At 42.8% G+C, this 16,712-nt stretch carries 18 protein-coding genes; 16 read left to right on the top strand and 2 right to left on the bottom strand.

Annotated elements, in window-relative coordinates:
* Positions 1 to 16 precede the first annotated feature (16 nt).
* The 15 genes from wecB to ftsZ all read left to right on the top strand — a co-directional run bounded on the left by wecB (position 17) and on the right by ftsZ (position 14,554).
* Complete coding sequence (gene wecB, locus J7I93_RS10600; protein ID WP_214725834.1) at positions 17 to 1,168, top strand: non-hydrolyzing UDP-N-acetylglucosamine 2-epimerase; 1,152 nt, start codon at positions 17 to 19, stop codon at positions 1,166 to 1,168.
* Positions 1,169 to 1,710: 542 nt separating this feature from the next.
* The gene (locus J7I93_RS10595) at positions 1,711 to 2,307 is read left to right on the top strand and encodes a hypothetical protein (RefSeq protein ID WP_214725833.1); all 597 of its coding nucleotides are present in this window, start codon (positions 1,711 to 1,713) and stop codon (positions 2,305 to 2,307) included.
* 87 nt (positions 2,308 to 2,394) lie between these two features.
* Positions 2,395 to 2,634, top strand: coding sequence for a hypothetical protein (locus J7I93_RS10590; protein WP_214725832.1), 240 nt, complete (start codon positions 2,395 to 2,397; stop codon positions 2,632 to 2,634).
* 116 nt (positions 2,635 to 2,750) lie between these two features.
* Complete coding sequence (locus J7I93_RS10585) at positions 2,751 to 5,018, top strand: S8 family serine peptidase (protein WP_214725831.1); 2,268 nt, start codon at positions 2,751 to 2,753, stop codon at positions 5,016 to 5,018.
* 384 nt (positions 5,019 to 5,402) lie between these two features.
* On the top strand, positions 5,403 to 5,624 hold the full coding sequence (locus tag J7I93_RS10580; RefSeq protein WP_048007940.1) for an AtpZ/AtpI family protein: 222 nt from the start codon (positions 5,403 to 5,405) through the stop codon (positions 5,622 to 5,624).
* Between the two features lie 5 nt (positions 5,625 to 5,629).
* Entirely contained in the window at positions 5,630 to 6,004 is a 375-nt protein-coding gene (locus J7I93_RS10575; RefSeq protein ID WP_214725830.1) for an ATP synthase subunit I, read from the top strand.
* 21 nt (positions 6,005 to 6,025) lie between these two features.
* Positions 6,026 to 6,739: a F0F1 ATP synthase subunit A gene (atpB, locus tag J7I93_RS10570; RefSeq protein ID WP_214725829.1), complete on the top strand. Its 714-nt coding sequence runs from the start codon at positions 6,026 to 6,028 to the stop codon at positions 6,737 to 6,739.
* A gap of 75 nt (positions 6,740 to 6,814) precedes the next feature.
* Complete coding sequence (gene atpE / locus J7I93_RS10565; RefSeq protein WP_009332220.1) at positions 6,815 to 7,027, top strand: F0F1 ATP synthase subunit C; 213 nt, start codon at positions 6,815 to 6,817, stop codon at positions 7,025 to 7,027.
* Positions 7,028 to 7,177: 150 nt separating this feature from the next.
* Positions 7,178 to 7,699 carry a F0F1 ATP synthase subunit B gene (locus J7I93_RS10560; RefSeq protein WP_214725828.1) on the top strand — a complete coding sequence of 174 codons (522 nt, stop codon included), beginning with the start codon at positions 7,178 to 7,180 and terminating at the stop codon, positions 7,697 to 7,699.
* Positions 7,696 to 8,232, top strand: coding sequence for a F0F1 ATP synthase subunit delta (locus tag J7I93_RS10555; RefSeq protein WP_214725827.1), 537 nt, complete (start codon positions 7,696 to 7,698; stop codon positions 8,230 to 8,232). Before J7I93_RS10560 ends, J7I93_RS10555 begins: the two co-directional genes overlap by 4 nt.
* Before the next feature lie 24 nt (positions 8,233 to 8,256).
* The gene (gene atpA / locus J7I93_RS10550; RefSeq protein ID WP_214725826.1) at positions 8,257 to 9,765 is read left to right on the top strand and encodes a F0F1 ATP synthase subunit alpha; all 1,509 of its coding nucleotides are present in this window, start codon (positions 8,257 to 8,259) and stop codon (positions 9,763 to 9,765) included.
* Between the two features lie 245 nt (positions 9,766 to 10,010).
* Entirely contained in the window at positions 10,011 to 10,868 is an 858-nt protein-coding gene (locus J7I93_RS10545) for a F0F1 ATP synthase subunit gamma (RefSeq protein ID WP_214725825.1), read from the top strand.
* Between the two features lie 255 nt (positions 10,869 to 11,123).
* Positions 11,124 to 12,545: a F0F1 ATP synthase subunit beta gene (gene atpD, locus J7I93_RS10540; RefSeq protein ID WP_214725824.1), complete on the top strand. Its 1,422-nt coding sequence runs from the start codon at positions 11,124 to 11,126 to the stop codon at positions 12,543 to 12,545.
* A gap of 22 nt (positions 12,546 to 12,567) precedes the next feature.
* Positions 12,568 to 12,975 (top strand): F0F1 ATP synthase subunit epsilon, encoded by a 408-nt coding sequence (locus J7I93_RS10535; protein ID WP_110063735.1) that lies wholly within the window; start codon positions 12,568 to 12,570, stop codon positions 12,973 to 12,975.
* A gap of 421 nt (positions 12,976 to 13,396) precedes the next feature.
* A complete protein-coding gene (gene ftsZ / locus J7I93_RS10530) occupies positions 13,397 to 14,554 on the top strand; it encodes a cell division protein FtsZ (RefSeq protein WP_214725823.1) in 1,158 nt (385 codons plus the stop codon).
* A gap of 200 nt (positions 14,555 to 14,754) precedes the next feature.
* On the opposite strand, the gene J7I93_RS10525 is transcribed toward ftsZ, so the two are convergent.
* Entirely contained in the window at positions 14,755 to 14,940 is a 186-nt protein-coding gene (locus J7I93_RS10525) for a hypothetical protein (protein ID WP_214725822.1), read from the bottom strand.
* Positions 14,941 to 15,162: 222 nt separating this feature from the next.
* Here J7I93_RS10525 and J7I93_RS10520 point away from each other — a divergent pair, with 222 nt between their 5' ends.
* Entirely contained in the window at positions 15,163 to 15,399 is a 237-nt protein-coding gene (locus J7I93_RS10520; protein ID WP_214725821.1) for a hypothetical protein, read from the top strand.
* A gap of 84 nt (positions 15,400 to 15,483) precedes the next feature.
* Here J7I93_RS10520 and J7I93_RS10515 read toward each other — a convergent pair whose 3' ends face one another.
* Positions 15,484 to 16,209: a LysM peptidoglycan-binding and 3D domain-containing protein gene (locus J7I93_RS10515; protein WP_214725820.1), complete on the bottom strand. Its 726-nt coding sequence runs from the start codon at positions 16,207 to 16,209 to the stop codon at positions 15,484 to 15,486.
* Positions 16,210 to 16,712: the final 503 nt, after the last annotated feature.

Genomic DNA, 16,712 nt, shown 5'->3' with positions numbered 1-16,712 from the left:
AAGGAAGGTGCTTCGAATGAATCGCCCGATTAAAGTTATGACGATTTTTGGGACAAGGCCGGAAGCCATAAAAATGGCTCCGCTTGTTCTTGAATTGCAAAAATATCCTGATCACTTTGAATCGATTGTGACTGTAACAGCCCAGCATCGTGAAATGCTTGATCAGGTTTTAAATATCTTTCATGTTAAACCGGATTATGACCTGAATATCATGAAAGACCGCCAGACTTTGGTAGACGTGACAACACGCGGACTGGAAGGCCTTGATAAAATCATGAAGGAAGTGAAGCCTGATATCGTGCTTGTTCACGGCGATACGACCACTACTTTCATTGCGAGCCTTGCTGCATTCTACAATCAGATTGAAGTCGGTCATGTTGAAGCTGGATTGCGCACATGGAATAAGTACTCTCCATTCCCGGAGGAAATGAACCGCCAGTTAACAGGCGTTATGGCCGATCTTCATTTCTCGCCGACAGCAAAATCAGCTGAAAACCTTTTAAATGAAAACAAACCGGCCGAGAAAATTTTCATTACAGGAAATACAGCGATCGATGCACTTAAAACAACGGTTAAGGACGAGTATCATCATGAAGTGCTTGAAAAAGTCGGCGATGACCGTCTCGTGCTGCTGACCGCACATCGCCGAGAAAACTTGGGCGAGCCAATGAGAAACATGTTCAAGGCCATTAAGAGGCTTGTGGAAGAACAGAATGACATTCAAGTGGTTTACCCGGTACACCTAAACCCGGCAGTAAGGGAAATCGCTTCTGAAATACTTGGTGACGACAACCGCATTCATTTAATTGAACCGCTTGACGTCATTGATTTCCATAACTTTGCTTCCAGAGCCCATTTGATTTTAACAGACTCAGGCGGAGTACAGGAGGAAGCGCCATCGCTTGGCGTGCCTGTGCTTGTCCTGCGTGATACAACGGAAAGGCCTGAAGGGATCGAAGCGGGTACCCTAAAGCTTGCCGGTATTGAAGAACAGCCAATCTATGAACTGGCAACAGAGCTTTTAACTGACGGGACTGCTTACGAAAAAATGGCCAAAGCTGTAAATCCATACGGAGACGGCAATGCTTCCAAACGAATTTGTGAAGCCATCCGCTATCATTTTAAGCACACAACTGATCGTCCAGAAGAATATAAACCGCAAAACTAATCAAAGTGCACCTATTAAAATGACTGCCTCCAGCAGCGTTTGATAGGTGCATTTTTTATCGAAAAAAATACTAAAAGGGGAGGGGAGAGGAGGAAGAGAATCTGTAAAAATGAAATGGTTGAAATGTTGGTGGTTAGGTGGTTAATGGCGGTTAGGTTGTTTAAAGCGCAAATTCATGGTAATTAATAGTTTTTTAAGTTAAAAGTCTCTTTTATGCAGGAGCTGAAAAAGCTATGATAGAATATATAGAGATAGGAAGCGGTTTTACAAGTATAAATAGACGTGGTTAGTATGTTGGTGGTTGGATGGTTGGTAAAGGTTTTGAGTAAAAACGTTGATATAGCAGTGTTTTAGGACGAGTGAACGTATGAAGGTCTGTTGGAGTCATGGGGGAGTACTGTTAATTGTGGCCGATCCGATGGGTAATGGAAAAGCTGCAAAATGAAGCGTGGTGGTTTTGTTGGCGGTTAGGTGGTTGATTATGAACAGTACCCATCAATTGCCGGTTGATCCGCAATAAACCAAGAAAGGTGCTGAGGACGTTGGCAAATCAATATTTGACAATGAAGGAGCTCAAAGAAGCACTTCCGGAGATACCCGAAAATAGTTTAAAGCGTTATTTGCAGGAGCATGCAGAATACATAAATTTTAAAAAAGAACATAACCGCTATAAAATACAGGCTTCGGAAATTGAGAAGCTGAAATTAATTAGAAAATTATATTCTGATGGATTAAAGAAAGAAGAAGTAACCACCAAGCTTGAAGAAGCTGGATTCCCGGTCACCATTACAGTGGAGGATGAGGAAGAAAGCAGCAGCACATCGCTCATGAATGTGAATCATGAGCTTACGGATATGAAAAAGCTTGTCAGTTTTCTGGTTCAGCAAAATGAACAGTCCCGCCTTCAGCAAAATAAAATCAGGGAGCAAAACAAACAGCTCATCCATGAAGTTCAAGAGCTCAAACAGACGATTGACGATCTAAGACATGCCCAGGAACAAGGGAATGAGCAAGAAAGCGAAAAAGTCACTTCCCTTTATGAAAAGCTCATGCTAACGCAAAAATCTGTGGAAGAAGTGGCGAGTGCAGTGGAGGCTGAAAAAAGCAAAACCATCTGGCAAAAGCTATTTGGAAAGTAAAGGCAGGCAGGTTTTTAGAAATTTACGTTTAAACGGATAGCAACAGGGTATTGGCATAATGATTTAAATACCCGGGAGGTTGAAAAAATGAGAGCTTTGGCAGTAATAGAGGCAGTTTTGATTCTCTGGATCATCTTGTTGCTTGGATCACTAATGGGAACTTTAATGTCAGAAGGTCTTATTGCCTTGGTATTTAAGCTGGCAGAAGGCAAAGGCGTCGTCCTTACATTATTATTAATTTCTGCAACGCTAATAGACATGTGGAGAGATAAAAAGCGCGATCGTTTGATACAAAAAGGAAGGCTAGAACCGAACCAGTTATTTTAATACATATGAATAGTCGCAGCGCTTCATGATGGGCGGCGATTTTTATAAGTAAAACAAACACGCATACTCACCCTATAATCAGCCCACCCTAAAACAAAAAGAGGGTGGACTTTTTTATGAAAAAATTCTTGGTGATTTTTACAATCATGCTAACAATAGCAGGTCAAAATCCTGTTTCAGGCCGCACTCTTTCACACCCTCCTCTTCCGAAAGACTCACCTGATATCGAAAAGGTGGCCATTGTGGTCCTTAAAGAGGAAAAGGAAGAACTGGAAATAAAAAGGCTGATCGAGCGTCATCCGGATCTGCAAATAAGGTATGTATATAAACAGGCGCTAAATGGCTTTTCTGTTAAAGGGAAGCAGTCTGCTTTGGCTAGCCTGCTTAATCAAGAAGATGTTTCTGCTGTCTCCCCGGTTAATACTTATTTTGTTCATTCCGGAGATAATATCAAGCTGATTGGAGGCACAGCCGTCCGAGGGTTTTTTGATCAAAATAACCGGCGCCTGACAGGCAAGGATGTAAAAGTTGGCGTCATTGATACGGGCATTGATTATAATCACCCTGATTTAAGAAGAAGCTACGGGGGCGGCCATGACCTGGTTGATCAGGATAAGGATCCGATGGAAACGAAAGCAGCCGGGGGACAGGGTACACTGCACGGCACCCATGTTGCAGGCATCATTGCTGCGAATGGAAAAGTTCAAGGAGTAGCGCCAGAAGCAACGATTATCGCTTACCGTGCACTGGGGCCAGGCGGCAGCGGGACAACAGAACAGGTCATTGCGGCTATTGACCAGGCCATAAAGGACAAGGTGGATGTATTAAATCTTTCCTTAGGAAATAACGTAAACGGTCCAGATCTTCCAATCAGCCTTGCGCTTAATAAGGCAGTTGATAAGGGGATTACGGCAGTCACCTCCTCAGGCAACTCCGGTCCGAATATATGGACAGTTGGTTCACCGGGTACCGCTTCAAAAGCAATTTCTGTCGGCGCTTCAACTCCGACGATGAAGGTACCGATTCTTAACGCTGGCGGGCGAAGGATCAGGCTTGATCTTCTTCAAGGTTCAAAGGATTGGGAGTTCGACCGTTCCTATGAGATTGTATATGGGGGAATTGGACGCAAGGAAGAATTAAAAAGTGCTAATGGAAAGATTGTTTTAGTGGAAAGAGGCGAACTGACTTTTACGGATAAGGCGGTCAATGCACTGGAAGCTGGTGCGGAAGGGATTATTATTTTTAATAACACTAAGGGAAGATTCTTTGGCAATCTGGATAGTGGAGTTCCAATCCCTGTTGCGGCATTATCCAAGGAAGAAGGGGAAGAACTCAGAAAGATTACAGAAAAGAGAAAGCTCCTCGGCCGTACTTATATAATAGAAGAAAAGGATATTTTAGCTGATTTTAGCTCACGGGGACCTGTTACATCCACATGGGAAATCAAACCGGATGTAGTAGCTCCTGGTGTAGCAATCAATAGTACCATTCCGGGAGGATATCTCCCTTTACAAGGGACCAGCATGGCCGCTCCCCATGTCGCGGGGGCGTGCGCTATCCTGAAACAGGCTCATCCTGACTGGGGGCCTGAGAAAATTAAGGCTGCGCTGATGAATACGGCAAAGCCGCTTGTTAACAATGAGGGAAAACTGTATCGAACATACGAGCAGGGAGCCGGCAGGATTCAGCTGGAGAAAGCATTGCGAACGGAAACGGTTATCCATCCAGCCTCCCTGCAGTTCGGGAAATTCCAAATAGCAGACAGGCTGCATGAGCACAAGAGCTATGTAACGGTTGAAAACATAAGTAATAAAAACAAATCTTATTCATTTTCCATCCCGTATAAAGAACAGGGCATTAACTGGGAAATGCCAAGATCTTTTCAATTGAAGCCAGGCGAGAAAAAGAAGCTTGAAATTAAGATGTCGGTAGATCCTACATTATTGAAGAAAAAAATTTATGATGGAAGCTTAGTGATGTCAGCTGGAAGTGAAGAAATGAGAATCCCCTATCTCTATGTTCTGGAGGAACCAAATTATCCAAGGGTAATGGGATTTGGACTTGGAAAAGGGGACAAAGAGAAGACATATAGATATGAAGTATATTTGCCGGGCGGAGCAGAGGAATTCGGAATAGCGATGTTTGATTCGGAAAGCCTTCGCTTCATGGGATTTCTGGACTGGAAAAGGAATGTAGGCAAGGGGCAGCTTCTCCAGGAGATACCTGCTGACAAACTTCCTGGGCCCGGTTTGTATCTGGCCAAAGTGTTTGCTAAAAAGGCAGGCAAAGAAGATTGGATTGAGACTTATCTCTTTATCAGACCGGATGGACAGATAGGAGAACCGGAGCCTTCCGGACATAGCAGGGATTTAGTGAATGAATAGGCTGTGTATATCAATATTGGCTCACAGACCAACCGTGATTCGCTAAATCAACGGGTAAGTTTAACATAGTCAACATTAAAAAAACCGCAAAAATAGAGCGTTTTCAGGGGCGAAGCAGAAACTCGCTCCTTTTTCAATAGAATGGGAAAAATTAATTGTGATAAATATGTGAACATACCATATTTTTACCTTTTTGTTTGTGAACTTTTTCACTCCAAACGCATTGACATTGACAATGCCCTATTGTATGCTTACAAAGGGTAAAAGATGATAGGGTTTTCAAAATATTTGTGCAGACATATTTCCCACTTCTGCATGATGTAAATGTGATTAATTATGGCCTCAAAACCCACTTACCATTCTCTTAAGAGAGGATGCGTTTTTATGCGTCAAAAAGACCGCAACCCATTTAAGGCGATGGCCTTAATGTCCGCCATTCTTTCTCAATTAGTTGGTTCCACGCTCATTGGCATTTTCGCCGGAAGGTGGCTTGACAGCAAGGCAGGAACCGAGCCGTTATTCCTATTAATCGGCTTGTTCATTGGACTGGGCGCTGGGATTTACGCCATGCTTCGCTTAATCCAACATTTCTTCACAGGAGAATAAACATCATGCCGGAAATCAAAGCAATTTTTCAAAGACAGCGAAAGTACATATTCCTGTTATTGTCTGTATACGTTCTCGGCTGGGGTTTTACGCCTTATCAATCTGTTTTTCTCGGCTTGATCCTTGGTACAAGCCTAAGTCTGTTCAATTTGTGGCTGATGGCAAGAAAGACGCTGCAATTTGGAGAGGCAGTCGAGAGAGGCGAGAAGGTGCGCTCCCTTGGGACAGTATCCAGAATGGCTACGGCAGTTCTTGCTGTCATGATCGCTCTGGAGTACCCTGAAAAGCTGCATCTGCTCAGTGTTGTATTTGGATTAATGACATCCTATATTGTCATTATGATAGATTATTTTCTTCAATCTTTTCATTTACGTAAATAGCGGGAAGAGAGGTGAACACTATTGCATCATGAAGCTCCTATAGTAGAATTTTTAGGATTGAATTTTAACTTATCTAATGTACTGATGATTACAGTGGCAAGTGCTGTTGTATTCATTATTGCTTTGCTTTCCACCCGTCAGCTTGCCATGAAACCAGCGGGAATGCAGAACTTTTTCGAATGGATCATGGACTTTGTTAAGAATATCATTAACAGCACGATGGACTGGAAAACAGGCGGAAGATTCCATATTCTTGGATTAACCCTGATCATGTATATCTTTGTATCAAACATGCTCGGACTTCCGTTTGCGATCACTTATGATCACACTTTATGGTGGAAATCGCCAACAGCCGATCCGGTTATCACCTTAACTTTGGCGGCTATGGTTGTGGGGCTTTCGCATTACTATGGCGTCAAGCTAAAAGGAGTAGGAGAATACGGCCGGGAATTCTTCAGGCCAATGCCTTTCTTGTTCCCATTGAAAATCATTGAAGAGTTTGCAAACACTCTAACACTGGGACTTCGTCTTTACGGTAATATCTACGCAGGTGAAATCCTGCTGACATTGCTTGTCGGAGGGCTTGCACATGCAGGGGTAGGCGGTATGCTTGCAGCAATTCTGCCAACAATTGTATGGCAAGGATTCTCAATCTTTGTCGGATCTATCCAGGCATTCATTTTCTGTATGTTAACAATGGTTTATATGGCACACAAAGTGAGCCATGACCATTAATATATACCTGTTCATTTTATGAACAAAACATTTTAAACAAATAATTTTTTATACAATTTAAGGAGGAACTCAATAATGGGTCTTTTAGCAGCAGCAATTGCAATCGGTTTAGCAGCACTAGGTGCCGGTATCGGTAACGGTCTTATCGTATCTAAAACAGTAGAAGGTATGGCTCGCCAGCCAGAAGCTCGCGGTATGCTTCAAACAACAATGTTCATCGGGGTTGCGTTAGTAGAGGCTGTTCCGATCATTGGCGTTGTTATCGCGTTCATGGTTATCGGCGGTTAATTAATACTGTAAAAATTGTACAAAATGGCGAAGATCATTCTGTGAACCTTCGCCATTCCTTTATGTTTTTTTACCTGGAATCATAATTCGGATTCATGCATATGACTCCGTTTCATAAGTGAAACGACTCTTGAAGGGAGTGAATCGAGGGTGTTAACAAACAGTCTAGTATTAGGTGCTGCAGGCGGCGGTTTCAACGGCGGGGACGTTTTGTACCAGCTGGTTATGTTCATCATTTTGTTGGCATTGCTGAAAAAATTCGCTTGGGGTCCATTAATGGGCATTATGCAGCAGCGTGAAGAGCACATTGCAAGCGAAATCGAAGCGGCTGAACAAAGCCGTACAGAAGCAAAAAAGCTTTTGGAAGAGCAAAGAAATCTATTAAAAGAAGCACGTACAGAAGCACAAGGCCTTATCGAAAATGCAAAGAAACAAGGCGATGTGCAGCGTGAGGAGATCATTGCGGCTGCCCGCACTGAGTCTGATCGCATTAAGGAATCTGCTAAGCTTGAAATTGAGCAGCAGAAAGAACAAGCGGTTGCAGCTATTCGCGAGCAGGTCGCTTCATTGTCTGTCCTAATTGCTTCTAAAGTAATTGAGAAGGAATTAAGCGCAGCTGATCAAGAAAAGCTGATCAATGAATACATTCAAGAGGCGGGAGAAAAGCGATGAGCAACTCCACGGTAGCAAAGCGCTACGCGTTGGCTCTTTTCCAGCTTGCGAATGAACACCAGCTTCTTGACCAAATGGAAGAAGAGCTTCGTGCAGTGAAAGAAGTAGTAAACCATAACTCAGATTTAAAAGCAGTGTTAAAATCTCCAAAGCTTCCTATTGAGAAGAAGAAAGAGATTTTAAAAGGTGCATTTGCATCTGTGAACACTTTTGTACTAAATACGTTAATGATATTAATTGAACGCCACCGTGAAGATCATATCTCTGATGTGGCAGATCATTTTATAAGCCTTGCAAATGACAAGAAAGGGATTGCCGATGCGAAAGTCTACTCGGTTCGCCCTTTATCTGAAGCGGAAAAGGAAGCATTATCCGTATCATTTGCGGCTAAGGTTGGGAAGAAATCACTTCGTATTGACAATATAGTTGATACTAACTTGCTCGGCGGCATCAAGCTTCGAATCGGAAACCGGATTTTCGACGGCAGCTTGCGAGGAAAGCTAGAGCGTCTTGAACGTCAATTGTTAGGCTAAGATTCGTAGATAGGGGTGAAACTCATGAGCATCAATGCTGAAGAAATCAGTGCGCTGATAAAAAAGCAAATCGAAAACTATCAGTCGGAAATTCAAGTGAGTGATGTAGGTACGGTTATCTCTGTTGGTGACGGTATCGCACGTGCTCATGGCCTCGACAATGTCATGGCTGGAGAACTTGTTGAATTTTCAAACGGCGTTATGGGTATGGCACAAAACCTTGAAGAAAATAACGTCGGTATTATCATTTTAGGACCATTTACAGAAATCCGCGAAGGCGATGAAGTTCGCCGCACGGGCCGCATCATGGAGGTACCGGTTGGTGAGGAACTAATCGGCCGCGTGGTAAACCCTCTTGGACAGCCAGTAGATGGCATGGGACCAATTAACACAACAAAAACTCGTCCAATTGAAAGCGCGGCACCAGGTGTAATGGATCGTAAATCCGTACACGAGCCGCTTCAAACAGGTATCAAGGCGATCGACGCTCTTGTGCCAATCGGACGCGGACAGCGTGAGTTAATTATCGGTGACCGTCAAACAGGTAAAACATCTGTTGCAATCGATACAATCCTGAACCAGAAAGACCAGAACATGGTATGTATCTATGTGGCAATCGGACAGAAAGAATCTACTGTTCGTAACGCAGTAGAAACTTTACGTAAGCAAGGTGCTTTGGATTACACAATCGTTGTAACAGCATCTGCATCACAGCCTGCACCATTATTATATCTTGCACCATATGCGGGTGTAACAATGGGTGAAGAGTTCATGTACAACGGCAAGCACGTTCTTGTTGTGTATGATGACTTAACAAAGCAAGCTTCTGCTTACCGTGAGCTTTCATTGCTATTGCGCCGTCCTCCAGGCCGTGAAGCATATCCAGGGGACGTATTCTACTTGCACAGCCGCCTTCTTGAGCGTGCTGCGAAGTTAAGCGATGCGAAAGGTGCAGGTTCAATCACTGCGCTTCCATTTATTGAAACACAAGCAGGAGACGTTTCTGCTTATATTCCAACAAACGTTATCTCAATCACTGACGGACAAATTTTCTTGCAGTCAGATCTATTCTTCTCCGGTGTTCGTCCGGCGATCAATGCAGGTCTTTCTGTATCACGTGTAGGTGGATCCGCACAAATCAAAGCGATGAAAAAGGTTGCAGGTACTTTGCGTCTTGACCTTGCTTCTTACCGTGAATTAGAATCATTTGCCCAGTTCGGTTCTGACCTTGATAAAGCAACACAGGCAAAACTTAACCGTGGTGCCCGTACAGTAGAGGTTCTAAAGCAGGATCTTAACAAGCCGTTAAAAGTTGAGAAGCAGGTTGCCATTCTTTATGCTCTTACCCGCGGCTTCTTAGATGACATTCCTGTACAGGATATTCGTCGTTTCGAATCTGAATTCCTTTCATGGTTAGACCATAACCGCAAAGATTTGTTAGACCATATCGTGAATACAAAAGAACTTCCTTCTGATGACGATATGGCATCTGCGATTAACGACTTTAAGAAAACATTCGCAGTATCCGAATAATAGAACGAAAAGCGAAGAACACCCGTTCAGCGGCGTATGGACTGGACCGCTCCGTATGAGATAAAGGAAACACGAAGAGCGATAGCGATTCGATGTTGGCTTATCGTAAGGAGAAGAGGGAAGTACAATAGTCGCTGGGTGTTCGTAGCTAGACAGTTATCTAAATTCTGAGAACGAGAATTCTCAAAGGTAATTAAAGTTCTATTTGGGGTCTGACAAACTTTGAAAAAGGGTGGTGAGAACCTGTGGCATCATTACGCGATATAAAAAATCGTATTACTTCTACGAAAAAAACGAGTCAAATAACAAAAGCAATGCAAATGGTATCGGCTGCGAAAATGAATAAGGCAGAAATGAATGCAAAATCTTTCGTGCCTTATATGGAAAAAATCCAGGAAGTTACTGCCTCCATCGCTTTGGGAAGCAAGGATGTATCACATCCGATGCTGACTAGCCGTCCTGTGAAAAAGACTGGATACCTTGTGATCACGTCTGACCGCGGACTAGCCGGAGCTTACAACAGTAACGTTTTGCGAAACGTTTACCAGACTATTCAAAAGCGCCATAAATCATCAGATGAGTATGGAATCATTGCAATTGGACGTGTGGGCCGCGACTTTTTCAGAAAGCGCAATATGAACGTCATTCTGGATATCGTTGCAGTTGCCGACCAGCCTGCATTCGCTGAAATCAAAGATATTGCCAGCAAAACAGTTGGCATGTTCGCTGATGAAACATTTGATGAATTATACATGTATTACAGCCATTATGTCAGCGCGATTCAACAGGATGTAACAGAGAAGAAGCTTCTTCCGCTTACGGATATCTCATCTTCTAATAAGCTTACATCATACGAGTTTGAACCATCCGCTGAAGAAATCCTGAAAGTATTGCTGCCTCAATACGCTGAAAGCTTAATCTACGGAGCGCTTTTAGACAGTAAGGCAAGTGAGCATGCTGCAAGGATGACGGCTATGCAGAACGCAACGGATAATGCAAAAGAGCTTATCAATTCATTAAGCTTGAGCTACAACCGTGCACGTCAGGCAGCCATCACGCAAGAAATTACCGAAATCGTCGGCGGAGCAGCCGCGTTAGAATAAAGAAAAGCGGAAGCGCCTATTTAGATGAACGTCAACTAAAAGCCGCCACGTCCTGTGGCGAACGTTGACGTCAGCACATCCTGTGCAAGTCCGACAAGCATAAGGCAAGCACTGCAGGAAGGCGTTTTTTCCTTCCGAAAGGGATTGGCTTATGACCTCGAGGGGCTAGGCGCTGAAGCTGGACAAAAGAAAAAATGGGAGGGCAGATGAAATTCTGCCTGCTCTCCATTATGTGAAATGAACGGAGGGAAAAAGATGAACAAAGGACGCGTTCTTCAAGTTATGGGTCCGGTTGTTGACGTAAAGTTCGAAAGCGGCCAGCTTCCTGAGATCTATAATGCATTGACAATCACAAATTCAGCGCGTAACGAATCTAATGTTGACATCAACTTAACCCTTGAAGTTGCCCTTCATTTAGGTGATGATACAGTTCGTACCATTGCAATGTCTTCTACTGACGGCTTAATGCGCGGCAGTGAAGTTATTGACACTGGTGCTCCTATTTCTGTACCAGTAGGTGATGTAACACTTGGCCGTGTATTTAACGTGCTTGGTGAATCAATCGATTTGGATCCTGCAATTTCTGCAGATGCCCGTCGTGATTCCATCCACAGAGAAGCTCCTAAGTTTGAGCAGCTTTCAACTGAAGTAGAAATCCTTGAAACTGGAATTAAGGTAGTAGACCTTCTTGCACCATATATTAAGGGTGGTAAAATCGGTCTATTCGGTGGTGCCGGTGTTGGTAAAACCGTATTAATCCAGGAATTGATCAATAACATCGCCCAGGAGCACGGCGGTATTTCCGTATTCGCCGGTGTTGGTGAGCGTACTCGTGAAGGAAACGACCTTTATCATGAAATGACTGATTCAGGCGTTATCAAGAAAACAGCGATGGTATTTGGCCAGATGAACGAGCCGCCAGGAGCACGTATGCGTGTTGCCCTGACTGGTTTGACAATGGCAGAATTCTTCCGTGATGACCAAGGACAGGACGTTCTTTTCTTCATGGATAACATCTTCCGTTTCACTCAGGCAGGTTCAGAGGTTTCCGCGCTATTAGGCCGTATGCCTTCTGCCGTTGGTTACCAGCCGACACTTGCTACTGAAATGGGTAAATTACAGGAACGTATCACATCTACTAACGTAGGTTCTGTTACTTCCATCCAGGCGATTTATGTACCAGCCGATGACTACACTGACCCGGCTCCGGCTACAACTTTCGCTCACTTGGATGCAACAACTAACCTTGAGCGTAAGCTTTCTGAAATGGGTATCTACCCAGCGGTGGATCCTCTTGCTTCTACTTCCCGTGCATTGTCACCGGACATCGTTGGAGAAGAGCACTATGCAGTTGCGCGTCAAGTACAGCAAACATTACAGCGTTACAGGGAATTACAGGATATCATCGCGATCCTTGGTATGGACGAGCTTTCTGATGAAGATAAGCTAATTGTATCACGTGCGCGCCGTATCCAATTCTTCTTATCACAAAACTTCCACGTTGCTGAACAGTTTACTGGCCAGCCAGGTTCATACGTACCGGTTAAAGAAACAGTTAAAGGCTTTAAAGAAATTCTTGAAGGTAAGTATGATCACCTTCCGGAAGATGCATTCCGACTTGTCGGCCGTATCGAAGAAGTTATCGAGAGTGCAAAGAAAATGGGCGTAGAGGTCTAATTCTGGACCAGGAGGGTAAAAAATGAAGACGATTAAAGTCAGTGTTGTTACTCCCGATGGCCCGGTGTATGAATCAGATGTGGAAATGGTAAGTACGAAAGCTCAAAGCGGTGAGCTAGGAATTCTACCTGGCCACATTCCAATGGTTGCACCGTTACAAATTGGAGCCGTTCGTTTAAAAAACGGCGGAAAAACAGATTTCGTTGCAGTAAGCGGCGGATTTTTGGAAGTTCGTCCGGAGCAAGTAACGATCTTGGCGCAATCTGCTGAACAAGCAGATGAAATTGATGTAGAACGTGCTGTACGTGCTAAACAGCGTGCAGAAGAGCGCTTGAACGAGCAAAAGCGTGAAAACATCGACTTCCGTCGTGCAGAGCTAGCTCTTCGCCGTGCGATCAATCGTATCGAAGTTTCGGAAAGAAAGTTCTAATAAACATAAACAGCACCTCCTGGCTTTAGCTGGGGGGTGCTGTTTCATTTTTTGGCAACAATTACCAGGGGTATTTCTGTAAAAAACTGCCCAAAAAGTACACAAAACATTCGAATTCTTTTATATACGCCTTTACAATAGAAGAGAGGAATCCTATTAAGATTACTCTCTTTTTTAAAATGGGGATAGGTTGATTTAGCACGTTGATTGGAGTGGACGGCACGACAACCTCAAAAATTCATTCACATTTTTCCTTATTCGGTGTTTATTCGAGAAGCTTATTAAAGGTCCTTTGGGAAAATGCGCCAAGGAAGCACACGGCCCGCTCGAGGATAGCGAATGGCTGGACAGGAAATCAACAGGCAAGTTTAACAGATCCTTAAAAGTAATGTATTTTAATTAAGGAAAAGGAGGAGCCGCAATGCTAGAGTTTGATACAAATATAGACCAATACGCTACGATAAAAGTCATCGGAGTCGGCGGCGGGGGAAATAACGCAGTTAACCGGATGATTGAACATGGGGTTGAGGGAGTAGAGTTTATCGCTGTAAATACAGACGGACAAGCTCTTAATCAATCAAAGGCAGAAGTGACCATGCAAATCGGGGCATCCTTAACAAGGGGCCTTGGAGCAGGGGCAAATCCTGAAGTAGGAAGAAAAGCGGCTGAGGAAAGCGAAAGCCAGCTTCGTGAAGTTTTAAAAGGTGCTGATATGGTATTCGTGACAGCTGGAATGGGCGGCGGTACGGGTACTGGGGCAGCCCCGGCAATCGCGCGGATCGCACGCGAAGTTGGTGCGTTAACGATTGGCGTTGTCACCCGTCCGTTCAAGTTTGAAGGACGCAAGCGTGCTCAAAATGCAGATGCTGGGATCGAAGCCATGAAAAAAGCGGTGGACACATTAATTATTATTCCGAATGACCGTTTATTAGAAATTATCGATAAGAAAACACCTATGCTTGAAGCGTTCATGGAAGCTGATAATGTCCTGCGTCAGGGTGTTCAAGGGATATCCGATTTAATTGCAGTCCCTGGTTTGATTAATCTTGATTTTGCTGATGTTAAAACGGTTATGTCCCATAAAGGAACTGCTTTAATGGGAATAGGAATCGCCACTGGTGAAGACCGTGCAGCTGAAGCGGCCAGGAAGGCAATCTCCAGCCCGCTGCTTGAGACGTCCATCAATGGCGCCCGAGGTGTTATTATGAACATTACGGGTGGAGCCAATATAAGCCTATATGAAGTACAAGAGGCTGCTGATATCGTTGCTTCTGCATCAGATGAGGAAGTAAACATGATCTTTGGTTCGGTCATTAACGATTACTTAAAAGAAGAAATCATTGTAACAGTAATAGCGACCGGTTTTAATAATCAAGATGATACACCAGCGAAGCCAATCTCAAAACCATCAGCGGAGAAAGAATTGGTGCATACATATCAATATTCAGAGGAACAATCCAACCACCGTCCAGTGAGAGAACGTCAAGAGCCCGTTCGGGGTTATGAACAGCAGCCAGATCGTTCTGAAGAGTCACTTGATACGCCTGCCTTTTTACGAAATCGCAGAAAACGGTTTTAATCCTATTTGAAGAAGCCGCCCGGCAGTGCAGGGCGGCTTTTCTTTACGATCTGACGGATATATGGGTGAGTGAAAAGTGCTGGTTGATATGTTGGTGGTTGGGTGGTTGATAACCAGATAGGGGAAAAATCAGGGATATATCAAGGTTCATTAAGAAAGGACAGGCTCCCGCCTGTCCTTTTGTTTATGGAGATGGTTATTTACTTCGTTTGATCATATAAAGTTAACTGATCGAGGTTTTTATGAACGCTCATTAGTTTTTTTAGCAAGCTCATAAATTTCTTTTTATCTTCAAATGGAGTCAGGTCGAGCTCCCTCTTTAACTCATTACTTTTCTTAACAAGATCTTCAATTTTTTGAATAACTGGGCAGTTGTTTTTAGTCATATGTATTCTCCTAATATAAGCTCTTGATTTAACTGTATCACGAAAAACAATTTCAAAGGAAACAGGCATGTTTCATTTATATTAAAAAGAAACTGGCTTTTTAACTAATTTAACTATTCTATTAAAAATGTCAGATTTTGTTGAAACTCCTTGAATTGCGTCATATAGTATCAACATGTGGTTTACAAAGACAAGGTGATAAGAAACCAGGGGGTGAAATCCTTGTCGACTGTTTTGTTTGGAACTGTGGAATACTATGAAAAAGAATTAACTTACTATTTTTCTAATATGGATATGAGCAATTCAATGAAGGAAGATGCAACAAAGAAGATATTTATCATGCTGGAAAAAGAAATCCTGAATGTTTTTATGTTCGACGAAACCATTCGGATTAAATGTATTCATAACCTTTTAAAAGCATTTAGCAAGGTGTCAGAAAAGAGTTTTGTAACGTCTTAGTGGAAATTTTAACAGGAAATAGATCTGGTATGAACTTAACGAAGAGGCCCTCGCTTGAGAGAGGCCTCTTTGTTTTACTGCTATTTAGTTTAGGATCGTGATCTTAACATCTTTTCTTCCCCACTGCATAGCTGCTTCTGTCGTTGGGATGAACACGTCAATTTCATTTCCTTTAATTCCTCCGCCAATATCCTCGGCAGTCGCATATCCGTAGCCTTCTACATACACTTTTGATCCTAGCGGAATAACCTTTGGATCAACTGCAATGACTTTTGCATCCGGGTTCTCTAGTAAATTTACACCTGTCTTCGTTATGCCGATACATCCTTCACAGCTTGCTGTATAGGCTGTTGCTGTAACAGTAAGTGTTTTTGATTTTTCAGCGGCAGGCTTTGCCGTGCTGGCCGATTTTACAACTGTTTTGGCTGGAGCTGCTGCTTTAGTCTGGCCTGCTCCATTTTTATAGATAATCAGCTCTAAGCCTGGTTTAATAAGGTCTGAGTTTAATTGATTCCATGCTTTAAGACTTTTAACATTAACACCGTATGTGTGGGCGATATTCCAAAGGGTATCACCAGATTTCACTATGTAAAATTCTTCAGGCGAAACTTCAAGTTTATCATTTGGGTGTATTAAATCTGTTGATAAGCCATTCCAATTTTTAATATCTTGAACTGAAACTTCATGTTTTTGCGTTATAGACCAAAGAGTATCTCCCTTATTAACAACTACTTCTTCTGCTTGTACACTGGCACCTGCTGCACTCCAGATGGTTATTGCCGCTAGCATATAATACAAATACTTTTTCATCGAATAACCTCCTAATAGCTTGTTTTACGGTTTCTATGCTAACACAGAAGATTCTGAGAAAAAGAACAGGGAAGTTATAAATAAATTACGGACATTTCAGGAAGATAACGAGAAAATGTCTAATTAAACGAATATTCAGAATAAATAATCGGAACGGATTAGGTTATTTACAATAATAGTCATAATGTTACCTTTTAATGGGTTAATTGGGTAAAATTTAAAGTTACATGTTATGTTGAGGAATTAATTGGAAGGTTTGAGTTGAGCGCAATTTACTGGTTCTTTGAACCTTGTTGGAACGGGGAGTGGTGCATATATTTTAAAAGTGGTGCATATATTTGGGAATTTGATTCATAAAAGTGAAAATTGATGCAGAAATTAATGAAATTGGTTCATAAATTTCAAAAGTTGTACATAAAGGTGCGATTGGGGGAGATCTGAGAGGAAAATTAGTAGGTTTTTGGTGGGATATTAAAAACACTTGATAAAGTCCATATAATTGT

It is taken from the genome of Bacillus sp. ISL-47, assembly GCF_018613175.1.
Taxonomy (GTDB): domain Bacteria; phylum Bacillota; class Bacilli; order Bacillales; family Cytobacillaceae; genus Cytobacillus.
The sequence above is the reverse complement of the archived record's forward strand: the minus strand, read 5'-3'. Positions and strand labels throughout refer to the sequence as shown.